Origin of the sequence: Actinoplanes nipponensis (assembly GCF_016862275.1) — a bacterium.
GTDB lineage: Bacteria > Actinomycetota > Actinomycetes > Mycobacteriales > Micromonosporaceae > Actinoplanes > Actinoplanes nipponensis.
This window is the reverse complement of the sequence record NZ_BOMQ01000078.1, coordinates 1-23,252: the sequence shown is the minus strand read 5'-3', so window position 1 is coordinate 23,252 and position 23,252 is coordinate 1. Positions and strand designations below refer to the sequence as shown.

The 23,252-nt window shown below is 74.4% G+C and carries 23 protein-coding genes; 15 read left to right on the top strand and 8 right to left on the bottom strand.

All coding sequences use genetic code 11. From position 1 onward, the window contains the following. The first annotated feature begins 36 nt into the window (after window positions 1-36). From Ani05nite_RS32865 to Ani05nite_RS32855, 3 genes are read left to right on the top strand one after another with little or no spacing between them, the layout of a single operon-like run. Window positions 37-1,215: an ROK family transcriptional regulator gene (locus tag Ani05nite_RS32865; protein ID WP_203774833.1), complete on the top strand. Its 1,179-nt coding sequence runs from the start codon at window positions 37-39 to the stop codon at window positions 1,213-1,215. Between the two features lie 52 nt (window positions 1,216-1,267). Continuing rightward, the gene (locus tag Ani05nite_RS32860; RefSeq protein WP_377881531.1) at window positions 1,268-2,089 is read left to right on the top strand and encodes an ABC transporter ATP-binding protein; all 822 of its coding nucleotides are present in this window, start codon (window positions 1,268-1,270) and stop codon (window positions 2,087-2,089) included. A gap of 8 nt (window positions 2,090-2,097) precedes the next feature. Then, window positions 2,098-3,003, top strand: a complete 906-nt coding sequence (locus Ani05nite_RS32855; RefSeq protein WP_203774831.1) for a ribokinase — start codon at window positions 2,098-2,100, stop codon at window positions 3,001-3,003. On the opposite strand, the gene Ani05nite_RS32850 is transcribed toward Ani05nite_RS32855, so the two are convergent. From Ani05nite_RS32850 to Ani05nite_RS32835, 4 genes are read right to left on the bottom strand one after another with little or no spacing between them, the layout of a single operon-like run. Then, window positions 2,997-3,887 (bottom strand): methyl-accepting chemotaxis protein, encoded by an 891-nt coding sequence (locus Ani05nite_RS32850; RefSeq protein ID WP_203774830.1) that lies wholly within the window; start codon window positions 3,885-3,887, stop codon window positions 2,997-2,999. The genes Ani05nite_RS32855 and Ani05nite_RS32850 overlap by 7 nt on opposite strands. Further along, entirely contained in the window at window positions 3,884-4,426 is a 543-nt protein-coding gene (locus Ani05nite_RS32845; protein WP_203774829.1) for a PAS domain-containing protein, read from the bottom strand. The genes Ani05nite_RS32850 and Ani05nite_RS32845 overlap by 4 nt, the downstream gene beginning before the upstream one ends. 52 nt (window positions 4,427-4,478) lie before the next feature. After that, window positions 4,479-4,844: a DoxX family protein gene (locus tag Ani05nite_RS32840; protein ID WP_203774828.1), complete on the bottom strand. Its 366-nt coding sequence runs from the start codon at window positions 4,842-4,844 to the stop codon at window positions 4,479-4,481. Continuing rightward, window positions 4,841-5,308 carry a DUF6232 family protein gene (locus Ani05nite_RS32835; RefSeq protein WP_203774827.1) on the bottom strand — a complete coding sequence of 156 codons (468 nt, stop codon included), beginning with the start codon at window positions 5,306-5,308 and terminating at the stop codon, window positions 4,841-4,843. Before Ani05nite_RS32835 ends, Ani05nite_RS32840 begins: the two co-directional genes overlap by 4 nt. Window positions 5,309-5,394: 86 nt before the next feature. Here Ani05nite_RS32835 and Ani05nite_RS32830 point away from each other — a divergent pair, with 86 nt between their 5' ends. From Ani05nite_RS32830 to Ani05nite_RS32815, 4 genes are all read left to right on the top strand, one after another. Next, window positions 5,395-6,168, top strand: coding sequence for an enoyl-CoA hydratase/isomerase family protein (locus Ani05nite_RS32830; RefSeq protein WP_203774826.1), 774 nt, complete (start codon window positions 5,395-5,397; stop codon window positions 6,166-6,168). Between the two features lie 74 nt (window positions 6,169-6,242). Further along, on the top strand, window positions 6,243-6,803 hold the full coding sequence (locus tag Ani05nite_RS32825; protein ID WP_203774824.1) for a hypothetical protein: 561 nt from the start codon (window positions 6,243-6,245) through the stop codon (window positions 6,801-6,803). A gap of 40 nt (window positions 6,804-6,843) precedes the next feature. After that, window positions 6,844-8,640: an Hsp70 family protein gene (locus Ani05nite_RS32820; protein ID WP_203774822.1), complete on the top strand. Its 1,797-nt coding sequence runs from the start codon at window positions 6,844-6,846 to the stop codon at window positions 8,638-8,640. Between the two features lie 59 nt (window positions 8,641-8,699). Then, a complete protein-coding gene (locus tag Ani05nite_RS32815; protein WP_203774821.1) occupies window positions 8,700-10,322 on the top strand; it encodes an acetolactate synthase in 1,623 nt (540 codons plus the stop codon). Window positions 10,323-10,331: 9 nt separating this feature from the next. On the opposite strand, the gene Ani05nite_RS32810 is transcribed toward Ani05nite_RS32815, so the two are convergent. From Ani05nite_RS32810 to Ani05nite_RS32800, 3 genes are read right to left on the bottom strand one after another with little or no spacing between them, the layout of a single operon-like run. Further along, window positions 10,332-10,667 carry a PLDc N-terminal domain-containing protein gene (locus tag Ani05nite_RS32810; protein WP_203774820.1) on the bottom strand — a complete coding sequence of 112 codons (336 nt, stop codon included), beginning with the start codon at window positions 10,665-10,667 and terminating at the stop codon, window positions 10,332-10,334. A gap of 38 nt (window positions 10,668-10,705) precedes the next feature. Next, window positions 10,706-11,008 (bottom strand): DUF202 domain-containing protein, encoded by a 303-nt coding sequence (locus Ani05nite_RS32805; RefSeq protein WP_203774819.1) that lies wholly within the window; start codon window positions 11,006-11,008, stop codon window positions 10,706-10,708. Beyond that, window positions 11,005-11,346 (bottom strand): YidH family protein, encoded by a 342-nt coding sequence (locus Ani05nite_RS32800; protein ID WP_203774857.1) that lies wholly within the window; start codon window positions 11,344-11,346, stop codon window positions 11,005-11,007. The genes Ani05nite_RS32805 and Ani05nite_RS32800 overlap by 4 nt, the downstream gene beginning before the upstream one ends. Before the next feature lie 269 nt (window positions 11,347-11,615). Here Ani05nite_RS32800 and Ani05nite_RS32795 point away from each other — a divergent pair, with 269 nt between their 5' ends. The 5 genes from Ani05nite_RS32795 to Ani05nite_RS32775 all read left to right on the top strand — a co-directional run bounded on the left by Ani05nite_RS32795 (window position 11,616) and on the right by Ani05nite_RS32775 (window position 16,988). After that, window positions 11,616-12,395: an electron transfer flavoprotein subunit beta/FixA family protein gene (locus Ani05nite_RS32795; protein WP_203774818.1), complete on the top strand. Its 780-nt coding sequence runs from the start codon at window positions 11,616-11,618 to the stop codon at window positions 12,393-12,395. Window positions 12,396-12,409: 14 nt separating this feature from the next. Beyond that, window positions 12,410-13,360 carry an electron transfer flavoprotein subunit alpha/FixB family protein gene (locus Ani05nite_RS32790; RefSeq protein ID WP_203774817.1) on the top strand — a complete coding sequence of 317 codons (951 nt, stop codon included), beginning with the start codon at window positions 12,410-12,412 and terminating at the stop codon, window positions 13,358-13,360. A 102-nt stretch (window positions 13,361-13,462) separates the two neighbouring features. Further along, the gene (locus Ani05nite_RS32785; protein ID WP_203774816.1) at window positions 13,463-14,638 is read left to right on the top strand and encodes a cysteine desulfurase family protein; all 1,176 of its coding nucleotides are present in this window, start codon (window positions 13,463-13,465) and stop codon (window positions 14,636-14,638) included. A gap of 237 nt (window positions 14,639-14,875) precedes the next feature. Continuing rightward, window positions 14,876-15,997: a tRNA 2-thiouridine(34) synthase MnmA gene (gene mnmA / locus Ani05nite_RS32780; protein WP_203774814.1), complete on the top strand. Its 1,122-nt coding sequence runs from the start codon at window positions 14,876-14,878 to the stop codon at window positions 15,995-15,997. Continuing rightward, window positions 15,990-16,988 carry a uroporphyrinogen decarboxylase/cobalamine-independent methonine synthase family protein gene (locus tag Ani05nite_RS32775; RefSeq protein ID WP_239130871.1) on the top strand — a complete coding sequence of 333 codons (999 nt, stop codon included), beginning with the start codon at window positions 15,990-15,992 and terminating at the stop codon, window positions 16,986-16,988. Before mnmA ends, Ani05nite_RS32775 begins: the two co-directional genes overlap by 8 nt. Before the next feature lie 106 nt (window positions 16,989-17,094). On the opposite strand, the gene Ani05nite_RS32770 is transcribed toward Ani05nite_RS32775, so the two are convergent. Next, window positions 17,095-17,511: a type II toxin-antitoxin system PemK/MazF family toxin gene (locus tag Ani05nite_RS32770; protein ID WP_203774810.1), complete on the bottom strand. Its 417-nt coding sequence runs from the start codon at window positions 17,509-17,511 to the stop codon at window positions 17,095-17,097. 171 nt (window positions 17,512-17,682) lie between these two features. On the opposite strand from Ani05nite_RS32770, the gene ligA reads away from it, so the two are divergent. The 3 genes from ligA to Ani05nite_RS32755 all read left to right on the top strand — a co-directional run bounded on the left by ligA (window position 17,683) and on the right by Ani05nite_RS32755 (window position 22,850). Then, window positions 17,683-19,986: an NAD-dependent DNA ligase LigA gene (gene ligA, locus Ani05nite_RS32765; RefSeq protein ID WP_203774856.1), complete on the top strand. Its 2,304-nt coding sequence runs from the start codon at window positions 17,683-17,685 to the stop codon at window positions 19,984-19,986. 156 nt (window positions 19,987-20,142) lie between these two features. Continuing rightward, on the top strand, window positions 20,143-22,365 hold the full coding sequence (locus Ani05nite_RS32760; RefSeq protein WP_377881539.1) for a putative bifunctional diguanylate cyclase/phosphodiesterase: 2,223 nt from the start codon (window positions 20,143-20,145) through the stop codon (window positions 22,363-22,365). A gap of 8 nt (window positions 22,366-22,373) precedes the next feature. Next, a complete protein-coding gene (locus Ani05nite_RS32755; RefSeq protein ID WP_203774808.1) occupies window positions 22,374-22,850 on the top strand; it encodes a GNAT family N-acetyltransferase in 477 nt (158 codons plus the stop codon). Window positions 22,851-23,252 lie beyond the last annotated feature (402 nt).

The following is a 23,252-nucleotide window of genomic DNA, read 5'->3' as shown; positions in this document are numbered from 1 at the left end:
CTGTAGGAAGCCATCCTGAATACCGAGGGACGAGTTATGGCCGCCACCCGCCTACCGGGCACGCCCCGACTGCTGCGCGCGCTCAACGACCGGGCCGCGCTCGAGCTGCTGCTGGCCAAGGGTCCGCTGACCCGCGCCCAGCTCGGCGAGATGACCGGCCTGAGCAAGGTCACCGCCTCGCAGCTGGTCGAGCGGCTCGAGGAGCGGGGCCTGGTGCGCCGGGTCGGCGAGCAGGCCGGCGGCCGCGGGCCCAACGCGCAGCTCTACGCCGTCACTCCGGGTAGCGCGCACGTCATCGGCGTCGAGGTGCTGCCGGACCGGGTGATCGCCGCCTGCGCGGACATCACCGGCGAGGTGGTCGGCCGCAGCGAGCAGTCGACCCGGGACAGCGACGATCCGGTACGCGCCGTGCACAGCGCCGTCGTCCAGGCGGCCGGTCGGGGCGGCACCGACATGGCCTCCGTGCGCCGGGTGGTGCTGGGCACGCCGGGTCTGGTCGACCCGCAGACCAGCGAGGTCTCCTTCGCCTTCGACCTGCCCCGCTGGCACCGCGGCCTGCTCGCCGAGCTGCGCAAGGACCTGAGCACGCCGGTGGTCTTCGGCAACGACGTCAACCTGGTGGCCATCGCCGAGCAGCACCACGGCGCGGCCAAGGGCGTCGACGACTTCGTGCTGATCTGGGTCGGCCGCGGTGTCGGCCTGGCCACGGTGATCGGCGGCCGGCTGCACCACGGCAGCACCGGCGCCGCCGGCGAGATCGGGTACCTGCCGGTCGCCGGCGCCGAGATCCCCCGGGACGTGACCAAGCGCGGGGCCAAGGGCGCGTTCCAGACGCTCGTGGCCTCCGACGCGGCCAAGGCGCTCGGCAAGAAGTACGGCTTCGGCGGCGACGAGTCCGCCGACGTGGTGCGGGCCGCCGTCGCCGCCGGCCCGGCCGGTGAGGCCCTGCTCGACGAGCTGGGCGCCCGGCTGGCCCTGGGCGTGGCGGCCACCTGCGTCGTGCTGGACCCGCCGCTCGTGGTGCTGGCCGGCGAGGTCAGCCAGGCGGGCGGGCCGGCCCTGGCCGAGCGGGTCGAGAAGGAGGTCGCGGCGATCACGCTCGTCGCGCCGAGGGTCGTGATCAGCGAGGTCGCCGTGGAGCCCATCCTCAACGGTGCGCTGCTGACCGCGCTCGAGTCGGTCCGCGACGAGGTGTTCGGATCCACCACCGGCTGAGCGGCCGGGCACGGCGTCCGGGGCCGCGGCTGCTGCATGGTTGGATGGTTGCGTGCTCGAGGCAGCGACTGCGACCCCCACCCCACCCGACGACGACACCGTCATCTCCTTCGACCGGGTGAGTGTCATCCGCGGCGGCAACCACCTGCTGCGCGGCATCTCCTGGCAGGTCGAGCTGGACGAGAGATGGGTCGTCCTGGGCCCGAACGGCGCCGGCAAGACGACCCTGCTCAATCTCGCGTCCGGACGCCTGCACCCGTCCCGCGGCACCGCCTGGATCCTCGGCGAGCGGCTGGGGCGCACGGACGTCACCGAGCTGCGGACCCGGATCGGGCTCACCACCGGGCAGTTCGCCGACCAGGTGCCGCCGGCCGAGCGGGTGCTCGACGTCGTGGTCACCGCGGCCTGGTCCGTGGTCGGCCGCTGGCGGGAGAGCTACGACCCGCAGGACGAGGCCCGGGCCCGCGCGCTGCTCGAGCAGCTGGGCATGGGCGCGCTGCTCGACCGCCAGTTCGGCACCCTGTCGGAGGGGGAGCGCAAGCGCACCCAGATCGCCCGGGCGCTGATGACCGACCCCGAGCTGATGCTGCTCGACGAGCCCACCGCCGGGCTGGACCTGGGCGGCCGCGAGGACCTGATCGGCCGGCTGACCGAGCTGGCCGAGGACCCCGACGCGCCGGCGATGGTGCTGGTCACCCACCACGTCGAGGAGATCCCGCCGGGCTTCACCCACGCGATGCTGCTGCGCGAGGGCTCGGTGGTGGCGGCCGGGCTGCTCGGCGAGACGCTGACCGCCGGCAACCTGTCCAAGACGTTCGGGCTGCCGTTGCAGGTGCAGCGCTCCGGCGACCGGTACATGGCCCGGGCGGCCTGAGGCATCCGATGGCCGACTCCCCGCCCCGGATCGTGGTCGCCGGCAGCGCCAACATGGACCTCGTCGGGCTCGCCCCCCGGCTGCCGCGGCCCGGCGAGACCGTGCTCGGCGACGACTTCGTCATGACGCCCGGCGGCAAGGGGGCCAACCAGGCCATCGCCGCCGCCCGGGCGGGCGGGACGTGCGTGCTGCTCGGCGCGATCGGGTCCGACGCCTTCGGCGTCACCATCAAGGCCCGGCTGAACGCGTCCGGGGTGGACACCGAGAACGTCCGGACCAGCTACGGGTCGTCCGGCGTCGCGGTCATCATGGTGGACCGCGCGGGCGAGAACTCGATCATCGTGAGCCCGGGCGCCAACAACTCCTTCGCCGGGCTCAGCGCCGCCGAGGAGGCGGTCATCGCGGCCGGCGACGTGCTGCTGTGCCAGCAGGAGATCCCGGCGGAGACGGTGGTGGCGGCGGCGCAGGCGGCGCGGGCCGGCGGCACCCGGGTGATCCTCAACGCGGCCCCGGCGCGGGAGCTGTCGCCGGAGCTGCTGGCGGCGGTGGACCTGCTGGTGGTCAACGAGGGCGAGGCGACCGCGATCACCGGGTCGGCCGAGCCGGACCTGGCCGCCCTGCTGGCGCTGGTGCCCCGGGTCGTGTTGACCCTGGGCGGCGCCGGCTCCCGGTACGCCGACCGGGACGGCCGCGACGAGCGCATCCCGGCGTGCCGGGTGGAGGTCGCGGACACCACGGCGGCCGGTGACGCCTTCACCGGTGCGCTGGCGGTGGCCTGGGGCGAGGGCCGGGACCTGGTGGACGCGGTGCGCTGGGCCAACGCGGCCGGGGCGGCGTGCGTCCGCAAGGTCGGCGCCAGCAACTCCCTGCCCGGCCGCGCCGAGATCGACGCGCTGTACGCCCAGAGCTACTGACTCTGCCGGGCCAGCGTCACGAAGCGGTGCACCTCGCTGCGCAGCACCTCGGCCAGTTGACTGAGTCCGGCCGTACCGGCGTCGTGCCGGCCGTCGACGGCGGCCGCGATGCCGTTGACCAGGCCGCTCATCTCCCGGATGCTGCCGGTCACCACGTCGAGCACGCCCACGGCGTCCGCCGCCGCCTGCTGCACCGTGTTGACCTGTCCCAGGATCTCCGCGCTGGAGTCGCTGGTCTCGTTGGCCAGATTCTTGACCTCGCCGGCGACCACGCTGAAGCCGCGGCCGGCCTCGCCGGCCCGGGCCGCCTCGATCGTCGCGTTGAGGGCCAGCAGCCGGGTCTGCGACGCCACCGAGTTGATCAGGTCGACGGCCCGGCGGATCTGCTCCGAGGCGCTGCGCAGCGAACCCACCGTCTCGACGCCCCGCTCGGCCTCGCTGACGGCCTCCCGCGCGAAGTCGGCGAGTCCGTTGGCCGACGCGCCCATCTCCGTGGCGGCCGTCGCGACCTGCTCGGAGACGGTGAGGACGGCGTTCTCCAGCTCGTCGGCGAGGGCGAGCCGGGAGCGCGCGGCCTCGTCCAGCCGCGCCGCGTTGCGGTGCATCGCCTCGGTCGACTGGCCGATCTGCGCCGCCGCGTCGCGGAAGGCGCCGCGCATCCCCCGGGTCAGGAACCGCCGGTGGAAGCGGCCCTCGGCGGCCGCGGCGAGCGCCGCCCCGGACTCGCGGACGAACGAGTCGATGCTGTCCAGCAGCCCGTTGAGCGCGTGGCGGGCGGCCACCTCCTCGGCCGAGTCGCCGATGTCGGGCAACCGCGCCTCGAAGTCGCCGTCGGCGGTACGCCGGCAGACCTCCGTGATCAGCCGGAGCGTGTCGGGGCTCATCGCGCCGGGCCGTTGGTCAGCGCCCAGAAGAACTCGTCGTACGTCTGACCGCGCTCGGCCAGCACGGCCCGCAGTCGGGCCCAGGAGGCGTCCAGCCCGGCCGGCGAGTTGTCGTGCCGGCGCTCCTCGGCCCGCAGCTCCGCGTAGATCGCGGCGATCGCGGCGACCGGCGCCGGATCCGGCCGGCGCCGGTTGGAGTGGTAGCCGACCAGCCGGCCGTGGCTGTCCAGCGACGGCGTGACGTGCGCCAGCACCCAGTAGTGCGCGCCGTCGGTCGCCAGGTTGACCACGTACGCGAAGACCTCCTGCCGCTGCTCCAGCGTCTCCCAGAGCAGCTTGAACACCGCCCGCGGCATGTCGGGGTGCCGGATGATGTTGTGCGGCCGGCCCAGCGCCTCGTCCTCGCGCAGCGCGGACATCCGCAGGAAGACGTCGTTGGTGTAGGTCAGCACGCCGCGTGGGTCGGTCTTGGTGACGATCAGCTCGTCGTCGCCGAGCACACGTTCGACGCCGGTCGGGCGAAGCCGGGTGGTTCTCATGGTTCTCGTATCGTCGCTGCCCGGTGGCGTCCCCGGAGCGAATTGCACGAAATCAGCGGCGGGCGACGCGCAGGCCCCAGAGCACCAGCGGGATCTGCAACGGCAGCCGCCCGTAGGCGATGGCCCGGCGGGCCGGCGGGGCGTGCCGCCAGTCCACCGCCATCTTGACGTTGGCCGGGAAGACGGCGGCGAACAGGCCCGCCGCGGCCAGCCCGCCCAACCGGCGAGTGCCGGGATGGGCGACCGCGGCGGCCACGGCCAGCTCGGCCGCGCCGCTGAGCAGGGTCCAGGTGCGCGGGCCGCCGGGCAGCGAGCGCGGCACGATCGCGTCGAACGGCTTCGGGGCCAGGAAGTGCAGCACCCCGGAGGTGGCGAGCAGGCCGGCGAGCGGCAGGGCGCCCCGCGAGGTCGTCGTCATGCGCGGGGGACGGAGTCGTGGTCCAGGGCGCGCTGCAGGGCCCGGTAGATCTGGCCGAAGCGCTGCGCGTTGTCCGTGTCCAGCAGGAGCACGTCGGACCCGCGGACCCGGGCCCAGATCTCCCGGCGGCGGCTGCCCCGGTCGTACGAGCGGTCGACGAACTCCAGCAGGACGTCGGCCAGGGGAGCCGCGGCGAGGCCGATCAGGATGCCGCCGCCGGCCAGGGCGATGGTGGTCGCGGTGGAGGCGTCGATGACCAGGGCCACCATGATGCCGAGCAGGCCGACCAGCACCGGGATCACCATGGCAAGGCCGAGGGCGCCGCGCCCGGCGACCGCGCTCCACGAGCGGCGGCCCTGGCGGTGCCACACCTCGGCGAGGTCGCCGAGGCGGTAGTCGCGCCCGCTCATCCGTACCCCGGTGGACGTGACCAGCACGTCCGGGTCGCGGTAATAGGTGATCATCGGCCCTCCCTCGATCCATGCTACTTACCCGCCCGGGCCGGGCCTTACGCTGTCGGTGACTGAACGATCGCTAGGGAGGCACGCGCGTGGGTGAGTTCGTACGGCTCGAGACCAGCGACGGCATCGGCACGATCCGGCTCGACCGGCCCCCGATGAACCCGCTGAACACGCAGGTCCAGGAGGAGCTGCGGGAGGCCGCGCAGGCGGCGGCCGCCGACCCGCAGATCCGGGCGGTGATCGTGTACGGCGGCGAGAAGGTGTTCGCCGCGGGCGCCGACATCACCGAGTTCACCGCGACGACGTACCAGGAGATGACCGTCCGCGCCGGCGCCCTGTCGAGCGCCTTCGACGCGGTGGCGCGGATCGAGAAGCCGGTGGTGGCCGCGGTGACCGGCTACGCGCTGGGCGGCGGCTGCGAGCTGGCGCTGGCCTGCGACTGGCGGGTCGTGGCCGACGACGCCAAGCTCGGCCAGCCGGAGATCAGGCTGGGGCTCATCCCGGGCGCCGGCGGCACCCAGCGGCTGGCCCGGCTCATCGGCCCGGCCAAGGCCAAGGACCTGGTGTTCTCCGGCCGCATGGTGGACGCCGAGGAGGCCCTGCGGATCGGGCTGGCCGACCGGGTGGTGCCGGCCGCCGACGTGTACGCGAGCGCGGTGGAGCTGCTCAAGCCGTACCTGAACGGGCCCGCCCTGGCCCTGCGGGCCGCGAAGCTGGCCATCGACGGCGGCCTGAGCACCGACCTGGCCTCCGGCCTGGCGTGGGAGAGCCAGCTCTTCGCGGGCCTGTTCGCCACCGACGACCGGATCGAGGGCACGACGGCGTTCGTGGAGAAGCGCAAGCCCAAGTTCACCGGGCGCTGAGACCGCCCCGCTGATCCGGGAAAGGGTCCCGTAGATCTCGCGCTTATCGATCTGTTGCCATAAAGTTCCCCTCTGTGACGATGCCCGGTGTGCGCGTGACCTCGGTCCGGCGCACCGTCCGCGTGGCGGTGGCGCTGGTGATCGGTCAGGCGCTGCTCTGCGGGATCATCGGGTTTCTCACCTTCGGCGGCCGGGGCGAGCCGGCGCCCGGCGCGCGCGCCGCGGAGCCACAGCTCGCCGGGCCGCCGCTGGTGGCGCCGGCGCCGAGCGTGCCGCCGGACGGCGACCGCCCCGAACGCCGCAAGCCGGGCGTGGCCAGGACCAGCCGCACCCAGCGGCCGGCCGCGCCACCCGCCTCCGCGGCGGTCCGCAACTCGGCCACCCGCTTGATCGGCCCGTCCCCGACGGTCCCGCCCCCGCCGGCCGCCGCGCCGGTGCCACCCCCCACGCCGACCACCTCGCCGACGGACCGCTCGCTGCTGCCGCCGTCGTCGCCGGTGTCGGGCGACGACCCGCCCGTCCCGGTCGTCGGCGAGCCCTGCGAGGAGGAGGGCGCCACCGGCCGGACCGCCGACGGCAAGGCCGTGCGCTGCGAGCGGGACCCCGACGGGGACCTGCGCTGGAGCCTCGTCTAGCGAGATCATCAACTTCTCGGCGGGGCCTACACTGGCGCGCATGTCCATCGACCAGGGTCGGCACTCGCTCGGCGTCGACTTCGGCACCTCGAACACCGTGGCGGTGGCCCGCTGGCCGGACGGCCGCGCCCGGCCGATCCTCGTCGACGGTTCCCCGCTGCTGCCCTCGGCGGTCTACGCCGAGTCCAGCGGGCACCTGGTCGCCGGCCGCGACGCGGTGCACAGCGCCCGGCGCGACCCGGGCCGCTTCGAGCCCAACCCGAAGCGGCGCATCGACGACGGGCTGGTGCTGCTCGGCGACGAGGAGTTCGCGGTCGTCGACATGATCGCCGCGGTGCTGGTGCGGGTCGCCGACGAATGGCACCGCACGGTCGGCCCGGTCCGTCCCGAGCTCACCCTCACCTGCCCGGCGACCTGGGGCGCGACCCGCCGCGGGCTGCTCGCCGAGGCCGCCGCGCGGGCCGGGCTGACCCGGGCCCGGCTGGTGGCCGAGCCGGTCGCCGCGGCCACCTACTTCGCCGAGGTGCTGGGCCGGGACGTGCCGATCGGCTCGGTCGTGGTGGTGCACGACTTCGGCGCCGGCACCTTCGACGCCAGCGTGGTCGCCCGCACCGCGGAGGGCTTCGAGGTGCTGGCCGTGGACGGCCGGGACGACCTCGGCGGCCTGGACATCGACGCGGCCCTCGTGGCGCACCTCGGCAAGCTGTGCGCGGAGCGTGATCCGGCGGTCTGGCAGCGGCTGACCGAGCCCGCGACCCTGGAGGACCGGCGCGCCCAGCGCCAGCTCTGGGACGACGTGCGGATCGCCAAGGAGCGGCTGTCCCGGCTGCAGTCCGCCGACGTGGTGGTGCCGCTGCTCGACCTGGAGCTGCACGTCACCCGGGACGAGCTGGAGGACCTGGCCCGCCCGGTGCTCGACCAGACCGTGCAGGTGACGCGCGACCTGCTGCGCTGGGCCGACCTGGCCGACGGCCGGCTGGCCGGGGTGTTCCTGGTCGGCGGCGCGAGCCGGATCCCGCTCGTGGCGACGCTGCTGCACCGCGCGCTCGGCGAGGCGCCGGTGGTGATCGAGCAGCCCGAGCTGGTGGTGGCCGAGGGCAGCATCCTCGCGGACGCCGCCCTGCTGGCCACCGAACCGGCCGCGCCCGGCCCGACCGCCGAGATGCGGCTGGTCTCCCGGCAGCAGCCGCCGCTCGCGCCCGCGTCGCCGTCGCCGGCTGCCCCTGCCTCGCCGTCGCCGGTCGCCTCCGTCTCCCCGTCGCCGGCCGCTTCCGCCCCGCGCTCGCCGGCCGCCTCTGCCCCGCGCTCGCCGGTCGATGACGCGGAGACGGTGCGGTCCGCGCGGTCCGAGCTCCTGCCGCCGCCCGCGGTCGACCCCTGGCCCGATGCCCAGCAGCACTGGGTGCCGGACCCGGACCAGACCGTCGCCTCGGAACCGTCCTGGGACGTGCACGCCCTGCCGGCCACGCCACCTCCGGGCCGTCCGGAGCCGGCCGCCGCGCCGACCCGGCCGACCCGGCGGATCACGGCCCCGGCCCGGCCCGCGGCCGCCTCCCGCCCGGTGTCACCACCGGCGGCCCGGTCCGGATCCGGGGCGGTGAGCGCCCGGTCCGCGCGCACGGCGGGATGGGACGCGCCGCCGGCCCCGTTGCCCCCGAAGCGCCGGCGCACCGGCGCCTTCCTGCGCTTCCTGCAGATCGTGCTGAGCGTGCTGGTGCTCGTCACGGCGCCGCTGGTGGCGCTGGTGGCGGCCTACAGCGTCAGCGCGGGCGTGCCGATGGACGCGGCGGCCGAATTCGTCCTGGACGACCTGTACAGGTTGCTGGAGCGAGTCTGATTCATCTTTTCCCCGTCGCCCGGTAGCGTGCTGGCGAGGACCGAGCGGCGGGAGCTGGCATGGCGGAGATGATCGAGGGCCACGGCGGGGAGCTCGCGCTGGCGGCGCTGCGGGCGTACGGCGTGACGGAGATGTTCACCCTCTCCGGCGGCCACGTGTTCCCGCTGTACGACGCGGCGCACAAGACCGGCTTCCCGATCTACGACGTGCGGCACGAGCAGTCCGCCGTCTTCGCCGCCGAGGCCGTCGCCAAGCTCCAGCGCCGCCCGGGTCTGGCCGTGCTCACCGCCGGCCCCGGCGTCACCAACGGCGTCTCCGGCCTGACCAGCGCGTTCTTCAATGCCTCGCCGGTGCTCGTGCTGGGCGGCCGGGCGCCCGCCTTCCGCTGGGGCGCGGGCAGCCTGCAGGAGATCGACCACGTGCCGCTGGTCACCCCGGTCACCAAGTACGCCGCCACCGTCACCGCCACCGACCTGATCCCCGGCGAGGTGGCGAAGGCGCTGACCGCCGCGCTGACCGCCCACCGCGGGCCGGCGTTCCTCGACCTGCCGCTCGAGGTGCTGTTCTCCACCGAGGCGGCGGGCCCGGTCCCCGCGCCCGACATCCCGGTCGTGCAGCCCGACCCCGAGGACGTCTCGCGGGCCGCGACGCTGCTGGCGTCGGCCGAGCGCCCGGTGATCATCGCCGGCTCGGACGTGTGGGGCGGCGACGCGATCGCCGAGCTGCGCGCCGCCGCCGAGGCGCTGCAGATCCCGGTCTTCACCAACGGGATGGGCCGGGGCGCGCTGCCGCCGGGGCACCCGCTGGCCTTCGCCAAGGCCCGCCGCCCGGCGCTGAACGAAGCCGACGTGGTCGCCGTCATCGGCACCCCGCTGGACTTCCGGCTCGGCTTCGGCGAGTTCGGGGCGGCCCGGGTCGTGCACATCGTCGACGCGCCCGGCCAGCGCGCCGGGCACGTGGAGACCGCGGTCTCGCCCGCCGGCGACCTGAAGCTGATCCTGGCCGCGCTGGCCGACCACACCGGCGCCCGGGCCGACCACACCGGGTGGATCGAGGGCCTGCGCGCCGCCGAGGACGCCGGCAAGGCCCGCGACGCCGAGGCGATGGCCGCGGAGACCGACCCCATCAAGCCCGCCCGGATCTACGGCGAGCTGCGCAAGGTGCTGGCCCCCGACGCGGTCACCATCGGCGACGGCGGCGACTTCGTCTCGTACGCGGGCCGCTACCTCGAGCCCGCCCAGCCCGGCACCTGGCTCGACCCGGGCCCGTACGGCTGCCTCGGCACCGGCCTGGGCTACGCCATGGGCGCCCGGGTCACCTACCCCGACCGGCAGATCTGCGTGCTGATGGGCGACGGCGCCGCCGGCTTCTCGCTGATGGACGCCGAGTCGCTGGCCCGGCAGGGGCTGCCCGTGGTGATCGTGGTCGGCAACAACGGCATCTGGGGCCTGGAGAAGCACCCCATGCAGGCCATGTACGGCTACGACGTGGCCGCCGACCTGCAGCCCGGCCTGCGCTACGACCGGGTGGTGCAGGCGCTGGGCGGGGCCGGGGAGACCGTGGAGAAGTCCGCCGACCTGGGCCCGGCGCTGGAGCGGGCCTTCGACGCGGGCGTGCCGTACCTGGTCAACGTGCTGACCGACCCGGCCGACGCCTACCCGAGGTCGTCCAACCTGGCCTGAGCGGGCGCCTCACTCGTCCTTCTCCAGATCACGCTCCCACTGGGCGAGCAGTTCGCGGTCGCGCCGGGACTGCTCGGTGTCCACCGAGCGCAGGAAGTCGGGGTCGTCGTCCGGCGCGGCCGGGCGCGGTTTGCCCCGCGGGACGGGCCCCTTCTCCCGCGGCGGCGCCTTGGGCCGTCCGGAGAGGAAGTAGGCGAGCGGACCGAGCAGGGGGATCAGCAGGATGACGAGCACCCAGAGCGCTCGGGGCAGGTTGCGGACCCGGGGGGCCGACAACGCGCTGATGAGCGCGAGCACGAGAAGGACGAGCTGCGCGGCAGCCAGGAAGACGAACAACCGGACCATGAGGCAATGATGACGCGCCGCCGGACCAACGGCGACGATCAGAGCGTGACAAGCACCGTGCCGAGGATCGCGAAGGCGACGGTGATCGCCGCGTACGCGGTGATGGTGCGCCGGCCGGGCCGCGGCGGCTCGGCCTCGAGCCCGCGGGCGCGGCGGTACGCGAGCCCGACCAGCCCCGCCCAGCCGGCCAGCGCGGCGGCCGCGGCCAGATAGGTGCCCGGCCCCGCCCCGGGCGCGAAGGCCGGTCGCGCCGCCAGCAGCGCCACCGCCGTGGCCGACAGCCCGGTACGCCGCCAGGCCAGCCGGGTGCGCTCCGCGGCGGCCCCGGGATCGGGCGTCACGAGACCGCTTTGATCACGACGGCCACCACGAGCAGCAGCGCGCCGAGGGCCACCACCAGCGCCAGCACGGCCGGGAACCGCGACTTGGGCAGGTCGGCGCCGAGCCGCATGGCCCGCTCCGTACGGGCCCAGTGGTCCACCGCCCGCAGCGCCACCACGCCGCCGAGCAGCAGCAGCGCGATGGCGATGCCCTCGCGCAGGTGGGCGATCGGCAGCGGCGGCAGGAACTGCGCGCAGGCCAGCCCGCCGGCCAGCAGCGCCAGCGCGGTGCGGATCCAGGCCAGGAAGGTGCGCTCGTTGGCCAGCGAGAACCGGTAGTCCGGCTTCTCGCCGACCATGGGGGTGTTCTGCGGGTTGAACCACTGGGCGAGCACCCGGTGATTATCGACCAGCCGGGTGTCCGCGGGGGCACCACGCTCCCTCCGGCTTGGTCATCCGGCGCGGTGGGAGAAGATGGGGTCGGAGTAGCGAACGGCCGGTCGCTGCGGGTGAGGTGAGTCACTCTCGGTGGTGGAGACCCCTAAGCTACCGACGGGTAACATCGGCGGGGGACAGGCAGCCCCGGCTGCAGGCGTGCGTCCATCAACAGGAGGGTCGTCGAAGCGCGATGAACATCGTCGTACTGGTCAAGCAGGTCCCCGACTCCGGTGCTGAGCGCACCCTGAGCGCGGGCGACAACACCGTCGAGCGATCCTCGGCGAACAACGTCATCAACGAGATGGACGAGTACGCCATCGAGGAGGCGCTGAAGATCAAGGAAGCGCACGGCGGCGAGGTGACCGTCCTGACCATGGGCCCCGAGCGCGCGACCGAGTCCATCCGCAAGGCGCTCTCGATGGGCCCCGACAAGGCCGTCCACATCACCGACGAGGCCCTGCACGGCTCCTGCGCCGTCGCGACCTCCAAGGTCCTGGCCGCCGCCCTCGGCACCCTCAACGCCGACCTGATCCTCTGCGGCGCCGAGTCGACCGACGGCCGCGTGCAGGTCATGCCGCACATGCTCGCCGAGCGGCTCGGCGTGGCCGCGCTCACCGGCGCCCGCAAGCTCACCGTCGACGGCAGCCAGCTGACCGCCGAGCGGCAGACCGACGAGGGCTACGAGGTGGTCACCGCGGCCACGCCGGCCGTCGTCAGCGTCTGGGACACCATCAACGAGCCGCGCTACCCGTCCTTCAAGGGCATCATGGCCGCGAAGAAGAAGCCGGTGCAGACCCTGACGCTCGCCGAACTGGGCGTCGCCGCCGACGAGGTCGGCTTCGCCGGCGCGACCTCCGCGGTCGTCGAGTTCGCGAAGCGGCCGCCCCGGTCGGCCGGCACCAAGATCACCGATGAGGGTGCGGCGGGCGAGCAGCTCGTCGCGTACCTCGCCGCCGAGAAGTTCGTCTGAGAGGGGCTCCCACCATGGCTGAAGTACTGGTCGTCGTCGAGGCCTCGCAGGCTTCCGGCGTCAAGAAGGTCACGCTCGAGATGCTGACCATCGCCCGCACCCTGGGCTCGCCCAGCGCGGTCGTCTTCGGCGACGCCGCGGCGCTGGCCGGCAAGCTCGGCGAGTACGGCGCCGAGAAGATCTACGCCGCGTCCGGCGACGATGTCGAGAACTACCTGGTCGCCCCCAAGGCCACCGCGGTCGCCGAGCTCATCAGGTCGGTCCAGCCCGCGGCGGTGCTGCTCGGCTCCACCCAGGAGGGCAAGGAGATCGCCGGCCGGCTCGCCGTCAAGCTCGACAACGGCCTGCTGGTCGACGCGGTCGAGGTGGCCGCCGACGGCACCGCCACCCAGGTGGTCTTCGCCGGCTCGACGATCGTCAAGTCCAAGGTCACCAAGGGCCTGCCGATCATCACGATCCGCCCCAACTCGGTCACCCCGGCCCCGCAGCCGGCCACCCCGGCGGTGGAGCAGTTGACCGTCGCCGTCACCGAGGCGGACAAGCTCACCAAGGTCGTCGAGCGGGTGGCCGAGCAGAAGGGCTCGCGCCCCGAGCTCAGCGAGGCCTCGATCGTCGTCTCCGGCGGCCGCGGCGTCGGCAACGCCGACAACTTCAAGCTGGTCGAGGAGACGGCCGACCTGCTCGGCGCCGCGGTGGGCGCGTCCCGCGCGGCGGTCGACTCCGGCTACTACCCGCACCAGTTCCAGGTGGGCCAGACCGGCAAGACCGTCTCCCCGCAGCTGTACCTGGCCCTGGGCATCTCCGGCGCGATCCAGCACCGGGCCGGCATGCAGACGTCCAAGACGATCGTGGCCGTCAACAAGGACCCCGAGGCGCCGATCTTCGAGCTCGCCGACTTCGGCGTGGTGGGCGACCTGTTCAAGGTCGTACCGCAGGCCAACGACGAGATCCGCAAGCGCAAGTAGCAGCGCGATCACGACGGCCCGGCGGAGCCTCCGCCGGGCCGTCGTGCGCTCCGTCGATCCGGGCCGCTTCGGTTGACGGGTCAAGGCATAAGCTTCATGGTGATGGCCTACCTGGATCACGCGGCGACCACGCCGATGCTCGCCGAAGCGCTCGACGCCTACGTCGCGGCCGCCCGCGAGGTCGGCAATCCGTCGTCCCTGCATGCGGCCGGCCGCGGCGCCCGCCGCCTGGTCGAGGAGTCCCGCGAGCGCATCGCCGCGGTGCTCGGCGCCCGCCCGTCCGAGGTGATCTTCACCAGCGGCGGGACGGAGAGCGACAACCTCGGGACCAAGGGCATCTACTGGGCCCGCCGGGGCGCCGACCGCCGCCGCAACCGGGTGGTGGCCGCGGCGGTCGAACACCACGCGGTGCTGGACGCCGTCGAATGGCTCGCCACCCACGAGGGCGCCGAGGTCAGCTGGCTGCCGGTCGACGCGACCGGCCGGGTCGACCCCGAGTCGCTCGCCGCGCTGCTGGCCGAGCACGGCGACGAGATCGCCGTGGTCAGCGCCCAGTGGGCGAACAACGAGGTGGGCACGATCCAGCCGGTCGAGGAGCTGTCCCGGCTGGCGACGCGGGCGGGCATCCCGTTCCACACCGACGCGGTGCAGGCGGTGGGCCAGGTCCCGGTCGACTTCGCGGCCAGCGGCGTGGCCGCGCTCACCCTGACCGGCCACAAGCTGGGCGGCCCGGTCGGGGTCGGCGCGCTGCTGCTGGGCCGCGACATCGCCGCGACCCCGCTGCTGCACGGCGGCGGCCAGGAGCGCGACGTGCGCTCCGGCACCCTGGACACCCCCGGCGTGGTCGCGTTCGCGGTGGCGGTCGAGTCCGCGGTCAAGACCCGCGCCGAGTACGCCCAGCGGGTCGCCGCCCTCCGCGACGACCTGGTGGCCCGGGTACGCACGGCGATCCCGGACGCGATCTACAACGGCGATCCCGAGCGGCGGCTGCCGGGCAACGCGCACTTCTCCTTCCCCGGCTGCGAGGGCGACGCCTTGCTGCTGCTCCTGGACGCGCAGGGCATCGCCTGCTCGACGGGCTCGGCCTGCTCGGCCGGGGTGGCCCAGCCGTCGCACGTGCTGCTGGCGATGGGCGCGGACAACGACCGGGCCCGCTCCTCACTGCGCTTCACCCTGGGCCACACCTCGACGGCGGAGGACGTGGACGAGCTGCTGAAGGCCCTGCCGGGCGCGGTGGAACGCGCCCGCCGGGCCACAGCCTGGAAGACCCCCCGCTGACCCGACCGCCCTGACGGCGTGCTCAATCTCACTGCCGGCCCGGCCCGGGCCGCCGCGGGGGAGCGGCTCGGCGCCGGCCCGGCCACCGCTCTCAGCCCGGATGGCGGCGTGATCAGGCCGGGACGGCACTGCCCGGGCGCGGTGCCACGGGACTGGTTCGCTGCCCGTACCGGAAAGGGTCGAGCCCGGGGTAACCGCCGCCGGTAGCGGAAGAGGATCCCCGGATAGGCTTGCTGGATGCGAGTGCTTGCAGCTATGTCCGGCGGGGTCGACTCCGCCGTCGCCGCCGCGCGCGCCCGCGACGCCGGCCACGACGTGACCGGGGTGCATCTCGCGCTGGCGCGCAATCCGCAGACCTACCGGACCGGCGCGCGGGGCTGCTGCACGCTGGAGGATTCCCGCGACGCCCGGCGGGCCGCCGACGTCATCGGCATCCCGTTCTACGTCTGGGACATGGCCGAGCAGTTCCACGACGACGTCGTGGACGACTTCGTCGCGGAGTACGCCGCCGGCCGCACCCCCAACCCGTGCCTGCGCTGCAACGAGAAGATCAAGTTCGCGGCGGTGCTGGACCGGGCGGTCGCGCTGGGCTTCGACGCCGTCGTGACCGGCCACCACGCCCGGCTGGGCCCCGACGGCCGGCTGCGCCGCAGCGTCGACCCGGCCAAGGACCAGTCCTACGTGCTCGCCGTGCTGACCCGCGCGCAGCTCGACCGGGCCGTCTTCCCGCTCGGCGACTCGACCAAGGAGCGGGTGCGCGCGGAGGCCGCCGAGCGCGGCCTGGCCGTCGCGGACAAGCCGGATTCGCACGACATCTGCTTCATCGCCGACGGCGACACCAAGGGCTTCCTGGCCCAGCGGCTGGGCCAGGCCCCGGGCGACATCGTCGACGGCCGCACCGGCACCGTCCTCGGGCAGCACGACGGCGCGTACGCGTACACGATCGGCCAGCGCAAGGGCCTCGACCTGCGGGTGCCCGCCCCGGACGGCCGGCCCCGCTACGTGCTGTCGATCACCCCGAAGACCAACACGGTGACGGTCGGCCCGCGCGAGGACCTCGCGGTCGACACGGTGACGGCCACCCGGGTCATCTGGCACGGCACGCCCACCCCGGTCGAGTGCGAGGTGCAGTTGCGCGCGCACGGCGAGGTGGTCCCCGCGGTGGTGACCGTCGGTTCGGACGGGCTGGTCGCCCACCTGCGCACGCCGGCCCGGGGAGTCGCGGCCGGGCAGGCGATCGTCGCCTACCGGCCGGATCCGGACGGGGATGTCGTCCTCGGCTCCGCGACGATCACTTCCGGTGCTCTGGCCTCGGGGCCGGCCGCTTCCGCCGCCTCCGGGCCGGCCCACCGTGCCTGACTTCCCCTGGCCGGCCGGGTCGGCCACCGGGGTCGGCTCGCTGCCCGGGACGGACATCGCCGAGGCGCAGCGGCTGATCATGGGTGAGCTGCCCGACCTGCCGCACCTGGCCGAGCTGCCCGCCCGCGGCCCGGGCGCCGACATGATCGGCCGCAGCGCCGGGTTCCTGGTCGAGCTGCCCGTGCAGCTCTACGTCGGCCGCTGGCAGCTGGCGCCGCGCCCCGGCCGGGACCTGCGCCGCATCGCCGACCTGCTGGAACGCGACCTGGACCAGCTCACCGAGCAGGCCGACCGGTTCACCGGGCCGGTCAAGCTGCAGGCCGCCGGGCCGTGGACCCTGGCCGCCACCCTGGACCTGCCGATCGGCGGCCGCGTGCTGCGCGACGCCGGGGCCGTGCGCCACCTGACCGAGTCGCTGGCCGAGGGGTTGCGCCGGCACGTGGCCGACGTGCGCAAGCGGCTGCCGCAGGCCACCGTGCTGCTCCAGCTGGACGAGCCCAGCCTGCCGGCCGTGCTGGCCGGGCACATCCCGACCGAGAGCGGGCTGAGCGCCTACCGGGCGGTCGACGGCGCGGACGCGGCGACCGGCCTGCGCACGGTCGTCGAGGCGGTGGAGGCGCCGGTCGTGGTGCACTGCTGCGCTCCGGGACTGCCGCTGCAGGTGGTCCGGGACGCCCGGGCCGCCGCCGTCGCGCTCGACCTGTCGCTGATCAAGGATCTCGACCCGCTGGGCGAGGCGCTGGAGGCCGGTCTCGGGCTCTTCGCCGGCGCGATGCCGACCCAACCGCCGGCCGACGGGCGCGCGCTGACCTCGGCCCAGGTGGCCGAGCGGGCGCGGAAGCTGTGGAGCCGGCTCGGCTTCCCGGCGGCCCGCCTGCCGGAACAGGTCGTGATCACCCCGGCGTGCGGGCTGGCCGGGGCCTCCCTGCCCTTTGTGCGCGCGGCGCTGAAGTCCTGCCGGGACGCCGGGCGGCGCCTGGCCGAGGTCTGATCCGGCCGGTCCTCCTGGTCCGGCCGTCTTACCGTCCCGCTGTCCCGCCGTCTTGCTGTTCCGCCGTCTTGCTGTTCCGCCGTCTCGCTGTCGTGCTGTCGTGCCGTCACCGGGCCGGGCGGCCGGCCGATCTCGTGCGGAAGCGGGCCACCGCGCGGCGGGTGCGCAGGTCCGCCGCGCCCGCGCGGCGCTGGAAGGCCGCCGGCCGCACGACGATCGGCTCGCCCAGGTTCAGGTACGAGTCGTGGTCGGCGCGGGCGTCCCAGCGGCGCGTCGGGATCAGCACGTGGTCGCGGCGGTGGCTCTTGTCCTGACTGGTGATCTTCAGAACCTCGATGCCGTCCCGGCCCCGCCGCAGCACCAGGCACGGGCGCAGCTTCGAGCCCCGGCCGCGGGCGTACGGCACGTCGGCCCACCAGATGTCGCCGCTGCTCGGGCGCCCGGCCCGCCACCGCCGGCGCAGCAGCCAGCCCGCCGCGAGCAGCACCGCGACCCCCACCGCCCACAGCCACCGGTCCGTCATCGCCAGACCGTACCCGGGGTGCCACCGGCCGCGCCACGTCCCCGTTTTTGTCGGACCGGGCGACTAACGTGCCGGTAGCAGAGCGCGAATCACGGAGGTCTCCCGGTGTCTGAGAAGCAGCCCGTCGACACACACCCGGCCGATGCCGGCGCGGCCGTCGTCGCCGAGCAGGTGGCGGAGGGCCGGCCGACCGCCGAGCAGGTCGCCGCCGCCGGTCCGGAGCCGACGCCCGAGGCCAGCACCCGGCATGCCGAGCTGAGCGACGAGGTCCGCGGCCATCAGTACCGCTACTACGTGCTCGACTCGCCGACCGTCTCCGACGCCGAGTTCGACACGCTCCTGCGCGAGCTGGAGGCGCTCGAGGAGCAGTTCCCGGCGCTGCGCACCCCCGACTCCCCGACGCAGAACGTGGGCGGCAGCTTCTCCACCCTGTTCACCCCGGTCGAGCACGCCGAGCGGATGATGTCGCTCGACAACGTCTTCGACGAGGCCGAGCTGGCCGCCTGGGCCGAGCGTACCGAGCGGGACGCCGGCGGCCCGGTGCAGTTCATCTGCGAGCTCAAGGTGGACGGTCTGGCCATCAACCTGACGTACGAGAAGGGCCGCCTGGTCCGCGGGGCGACCCGCGGCGACGGGCGCACGGGCGAGGACGTGACCTCCAACGTCCGCACGATCCGCGAGATCCCCGACCGGCTGGCCGGCGAGGACCCGCCCGAGCTGCTCGAGGTGCGCGGCGAGATCTACTTCCCGGCGTCCGCGTTCGCTGACCTCAACGCCTCGCTGGTCGAGCAGGGCAAGGCCCCGTTCGCCAACCCGCGCAACGCCGCCGCCGGCAGCCTGCGGCAGAAGGACCCGCGGGTCACCGCGTCCCGGGGACTGCGGATGGTCGTGCACGGCATCGGCGCGCGCAAGGGCTTCCGGCCGGATTCGCAGTCGCACGCGTACGAGGCCCTGCGCTCCTGGGGGCTGCCCACCAGCGAGCGCTGGCGGCAGGTCGACGGGATGGCCGAGGTCGCAGAGTACATCGACTACTACGGCAAGCACCGGCACGACGTCGAGCACGAGATCGACGGCGTGGTGGTCAAGGTGGACTCGGTCGCCATCCAGGGCCGGCTGGGGTCGACCAGCCGAGCGCCGCGCTGGGCCATCGCGTTCAAGTACCCGCCGGAGGAGGTCACCACCAAGCTGCTCGACATCGCCGTCAACGTGGGGCGCACCGGGCGGGTCACGCCGTACGCGGTGCTGGAGCCGGTGCTGGTGGCCGGTTCCACGGTGGCCCAGGCGACGCTGCACAACGCCCGCGAAGTCGAGCGCAAGGGCGTGTGGATCGGCGACACGGTGGTGCTGCGCAAGGCCGGCGACGTGATCCCCGAGGTGCTGGGCCCGGTGATGGACCTGCGCCCCGAGGACGCGCACCCGTTCGTGATGCCGACCACGTGTCCCGAGTGCGACACCCCGCTCGCTCCCGCCAAGGAGAGCGACATCGACATCCGCTGCCCCAACACCCACCACTGCCCGGGCCAGCTGCGCGAGCGCCTCTTCTACCTGGCGAGCCGCAACGCGCTGGACATCGAGGTGCTCGGCTACAAGGCGGCCCGCGCGCTGTACGAGTCCGGCGTGCTGACCGACGAGGGCGACCTGTTCGCGCTGACCGCCGACGACCTGCTGCGCTCGCCGTTCTTCGTCAACATGGACGGCACGCTGGGCACCAACGCGGTCAAGCTGCTGGAGAAGCTGGCCGAGGCCAAGGAACGGCCGCTGTGGCGGGTGCTGGTGGCGTTGTCGATCCGCCACGTCGGCCCGACCGCGTCGCGGGCGCTGGCGTTGGAGTTCGGCTCGATGACGGCCATCGAGGCCGCGGTCCAGGAGGGCCGGATCGAGGAGCTGTCGGCGGTCGACGGCGTGGGCCCGACGATCGCGGAGAGCCTGCGGGAGTGGTTCGCCGTCGACTGGCACCGCGAGATCGTGCGCAAGTGGCGCGCGGCCGGCGTCAAGATGGCGGAGGAGCGTTCCGACAGCGGCCCGCGTCCGCTGGCCGGCATGACGCTGGTGGTGACCGGCACGCTGTCCAGCCACACCCGCGACGAGGCGTCCGAGGCAGTGCTGGCGCGCGGCGGCAAGGTGAGCGGCTCGGTGTCGAAGAAGACGGCCTTCGTGGTGGTGGGCGACAACCCGGGCAGCAAGTACGACAAGGCGCTGGCCCTCAAGGTGCCGGTGTTGAACGAGGAGGGCTTCGCGGTGCTGCTGGCCGACGGGCCCGAGGCGGCGCGCGCGGTCGCCGAGATCGCCGAGGACGCCCCGAAAACGGACGAGCCGAAGAAGGCCGCCCCCAGAAAGCCCCGCAAGAAAGCCGCCGGGGCCGCCGCTCCGTCGGAGGCCGGGGGCGCCGCTTCGTCGGACGCCGGGGCTGCCGCTCCGCCGGACGGCGAGGCTGCGCCGTCGGACGGCGAGGCCGGGCCGGGCGAGGCCGGATAGGCGGCGGTCGAACATCCACCAACGGGTGAATCCTGGGTGGTTCTACGTTTAAGCGGATGTGCGGGTTTGATACCGGACGAGTCGGTTTCGCGTAGTTTGGTCCATGCGGATCTATGGTGAGGAAGATCGTTCGGTCGACGCCACCGTGGAGGTCGCATGGGTGCCGCACAACAGCGCAGCTCCATGCCGGGTGAGGAGCAGCGGGCCGGCGAGCCGGCCGCCGACGTGCCCGTGGCCCCAGGTTCGCTGGATCATGCATCACCGGGTAGGAGGTCCGCCGGTCGCACGAAGCGCGGCTGGCGGCCGAGGCGCTCACGCCGGGGGACGGCGCGCCCGCCCGGCGCGCGGTCCGTCACGGCGCGGCGGGGTGCGGTCGCCGCCGTCGGTGGAGCGATCGCCGTCGACCTCGGGCTGTGGGCCGTCACGCCCAACACGTTCGAGCGGCTGCCCGCCGCCTTCTGGGTGATGGCCGCGCTCGCCCTCGCCGTCGACGCCCGCCCCTACGTGGTCGCCAACCGCCGGGCCAGCTCGGTGATCCTGCCGTCCATCTGCTTCACCTTCGGCATCGTGCTGGCCTGGGGATTCGTGCCGGCCCTGGCGGTGCAGCTGGCGGCCATGGCCGTCGCCGGCGTACGGATGCGCGAGTCCGCCCGCCGCGGTCTGCACCTGGCCGTGCAGCACGCCGTGGCGCTGGCCGCGGCCGCGGTGGTGGCCGCCCTGGCCGGGCTGCACGTCGGCGCGGAGCCGCACTGGGAGGACGCGGTGCTCACCGTCGCGGCCGCGGCGGCCTGGATCGGCGCCCGCACCGGCCTCGACGCCTTGATCGTCCGGTGCGCCGGCGTCGGGCGGCGTCCACGCCGCCTGCGGCGGCGCGGGCTGGAGCTGTTCGCCACGGCCGCGCTGCTGCTGCTCGGGCCCGTGGTGCTGGCCGCCGCGCAGGTCGGGCTGGCGCTCGTGCCCCTGGTCCTGCTCGCCCTGCACGCGGTGCACCGGATGGTCCGCTCCGCCGGCGAGTACGAGCGGGCCGCCCGCGTGGACTCCCTCACCGGCCTACCCAACCGGCGGGCGTTGCAGACCTCCGTCGCGGAACGGACGGCCGGCCGCGGCCCGCGCCGGCCCGAGCGCCACCTCGCGCTGCTGCTGCTGGATCTCGACCGGTTCCGGACGGTCAACGACGCGCTCGGTCACACCGTGGGGGACAGGCTGCTCGTGGAGGTGGCCCGCCGGCTCGCCGCGGTCGTACCCCCGCACGATCTGGTCGTGCGGCTCGGCGGCGACGAGTTCGCGGTGCTCGCCACCCGGCTCGACGGCCCGGCCGCCGCTCGCCGGCTCGCCGCGCACCTGGCCGAGGAGCTCGGCCGGCCGTTCGCCCTCGATGGCCTGCCGATCGACGTCAGCGCCTCCATCGGCATCGCCCTGCAGGGCGAACGCGGCGGCGACAGCGCCGCGCTGCTGCGCCAGGCCGAAGCGGCCATGTACGACGCCAAGGAACGCGGCGACCATGTGGCCGTCTACGCCCGCGACACCGAGCACCACACGCCCGACCTGACCCTGCTGGCCGACCTGCGCCGGGCCGTGCAGGCCGAGCCGGCCGGCGACGCCGCGGCCGACGGGATCACCCTCTACTACCAGCCGCAGATCGCCATCGCGACGGGCGAGGTGGTCGGCGTCGAGGCCCTGCTGCGCTGGCGGCACCCCGAACGCGGCATGGTCGGCCCGAGCGAACTGCTCCGCGTCGCCGAGCAGACACCCGTCATGCGGCTGCTCACCAGCCGGGTGCTGCGCGAGGTGATCGGCCAGCTCGGCGCCTGGCGCGCGGCCGGCCGCCCGCTGCGCGCGGCCGTCAACGTCAGCGTCCGCGACCTGCGCGCGGGCGACATCGCGGTGGAGATCGAAACGCTGCTGCGCCGGTACGACGTACCGCCGGACCTGCTGCAGCTGGAGATCACCGAGAGCGCGCTGATGGCCGACCCGCACCGGGTGCTGGACACCATCACCCGGCTGGACCGGATGGGGGTGGCGATCTCCCTCGACGACTTCGGCACCGGCTACTCGTCGCTGCAACACCTGCGCCGGCTGCCGTTCTCCGAGGTGAAGATCGACCGCTCGTTCGTGCTCGGCATGGCCGCCGACCGGGGCGACGCGGCGATCGTCCGCTCGGTGATCGCCCTGGCCGACTCGCTCGGGCTGCGCGTCGTGGCCGAGGGCGTGGAGGACGAACGGACCTGGCGGCTGCTCGCGGCGGCGGGCTGCCACGCGGCGCAGGGCTGGTTCCACGCCCGGCCGATGCCCGCGCCGGAACTGGCCGTGTGGCTGTCCCGCTACCGTCCCCTGCGACCCGGCCGAGAGCCCGGCGCCCTGGCGGTGCCGGCGACCTGAGGAGTGCCATGCCGATCGAGGTGCGTGCGCTTACGCCCGCCGACGCCGCGTACGTGCGGCAGGCCCTGACCGCCGCGTTCCACGGCCCGCTGGTGGCGGTCCACGACGAACTGATCGACGCGTCCGCCCTGCCGGGAGCTATCGCCCAGGACGGCGGCGAACCGGTGGGGCTGCTCACGTACCGGGCCGTCGGCGGCGAATGGGAGGTCGTGACGATCGCGGCGGACCGGCCGGGGAGCGGGGCCGGCGGAGCGCTGCTCGACTGGGTGCGCGTGGCGGCCACCGCGGCGGGGGGTGTTCGGCTGTGGTTGGTCACCACCAATGACAACGTTCGGGCGTTGCGGTTCTACCAGCGGCGTGGCTATGACCTGGTGGCTGTGCATCGGGAGGCGGTTACGCGGGCGCGGGCGCTCAAACCGGGTATTCCGGAGGTTGTCGACGGTATTCCGGTTCGGCATGAGGTTGAGTTGGAGCTTCGGCTTTAGGGGTGGGAGGGCTGGGCCGTTTTTGGGGGTGGTCTGCGTCGATCGGTGGATGGGGGTCGGGGTGGGCGAGCCTGGCCGCCCCTTTCCTGCCCGCCTGCTTGCCCGGCCGCTTGCCCGCTCGCCCGCCCGCTGGCCGCTCGGCCGCTCGCCCGTCCGCCTGCTTGCCCGGTCCGCCGTTCGCCGCCCGCTGCTCACCTGCCCGCTGCTCACCTGCCCGCTGCTCATCCGCTCGCCGCCCGTTCGCCGCCCGCCCGCCCGCCCGCCTGCCTGCCCGCTCGCCGTCCGCCTGCCTACCTGCTTGCTCGGCCGCTTGGCCGCTTGCCCGTCCGTCTGCTCGGCCGCTTGCCCGTCCGTCTGCTCGGCCGCTTGCCCGTCCGTCTGCTCGGCCGCTTGCCCGTCCGT

What these genes read in the sequence shown, in the direction of transcription:
- Ani05nite_RS32840 (WP_203774828.1), bottom strand. Translation starts at nt 4,844, where the DNA reads ATGACGACGACCTCGCGGGGCGCCCTGCCGCTCGCCGGCCTGCTCGCC.
- Ani05nite_RS32770 (WP_203774810.1), bottom strand. Translation starts at nt 17,511, where the DNA reads ATGACGGACCGGTGGCTGTGGGCGGTGGGGGTCGCGGTGCTGCTCGCG.
- Ani05nite_RS32835 (WP_203774827.1), bottom strand. Translation starts at nt 5,308, where the DNA reads ATGATCACCTATTACCGCGACCCGGACGTGCTGGTCACGTCCACCGGG.
- Ani05nite_RS32845 (WP_203774829.1), bottom strand. Translation starts at nt 4,426, where the DNA reads ATGAGAACCACCCGGCTTCGCCCGACCGGCGTCGAACGTGTGCTCGGC.
- Ani05nite_RS32800 (WP_203774857.1), bottom strand. Translation starts at nt 11,346, where the DNA reads ATGGTCGGCGAGAAGCCGGACTACCGGTTCTCGCTGGCCAACGAGCGC.
- Ani05nite_RS32790 (WP_203774817.1), top strand. Translation starts at nt 12,410, where the DNA reads ATGGCTGAAGTACTGGTCGTCGTCGAGGCCTCGCAGGCTTCCGGCGTC.
- mnmA (WP_203774814.1), top strand. Translation starts at nt 14,876, where the DNA reads ATGCGAGTGCTTGCAGCTATGTCCGGCGGGGTCGACTCCGCCGTCGCC.
- Ani05nite_RS32795 (WP_203774818.1), top strand. Translation starts at nt 11,616, where the DNA reads ATGAACATCGTCGTACTGGTCAAGCAGGTCCCCGACTCCGGTGCTGAG.
- Ani05nite_RS32850 (WP_203774830.1), bottom strand. Translation starts at nt 3,887, where the DNA reads ATGAGCCCCGACACGCTCCGGCTGATCACGGAGGTCTGCCGGCGTACC.
- Ani05nite_RS32760 (WP_377881539.1), top strand. Translation starts at nt 20,143, where the DNA reads ATGGGTGCCGCACAACAGCGCAGCTCCATGCCGGGTGAGGAGCAGCGG.
- Ani05nite_RS32810 (WP_203774820.1), bottom strand. Translation starts at nt 10,667, where the DNA reads ATGGTCCGGTTGTTCGTCTTCCTGGCTGCCGCGCAGCTCGTCCTTCTC.
- Ani05nite_RS32865 (WP_203774833.1), top strand. Translation starts at nt 37, where the DNA reads ATGGCCGCCACCCGCCTACCGGGCACGCCCCGACTGCTGCGCGCGCTC.
- Ani05nite_RS32785 (WP_203774816.1), top strand. Translation starts at nt 13,463, where the DNA reads ATGGCCTACCTGGATCACGCGGCGACCACGCCGATGCTCGCCGAAGCG.
- Ani05nite_RS32855 (WP_203774831.1), top strand. Translation starts at nt 2,098, where the DNA reads ATGGCCGACTCCCCGCCCCGGATCGTGGTCGCCGGCAGCGCCAACATG.
- Ani05nite_RS32755 (WP_203774808.1), top strand. Translation starts at nt 22,374, where the DNA reads ATGCCGATCGAGGTGCGTGCGCTTACGCCCGCCGACGCCGCGTACGTG.
- Ani05nite_RS32815 (WP_203774821.1), top strand. Translation starts at nt 8,700, where the DNA reads ATGGCGGAGATGATCGAGGGCCACGGCGGGGAGCTCGCGCTGGCGGCG.
- Ani05nite_RS32820 (WP_203774822.1), top strand. Translation starts at nt 6,844, where the DNA reads ATGTCCATCGACCAGGGTCGGCACTCGCTCGGCGTCGACTTCGGCACC.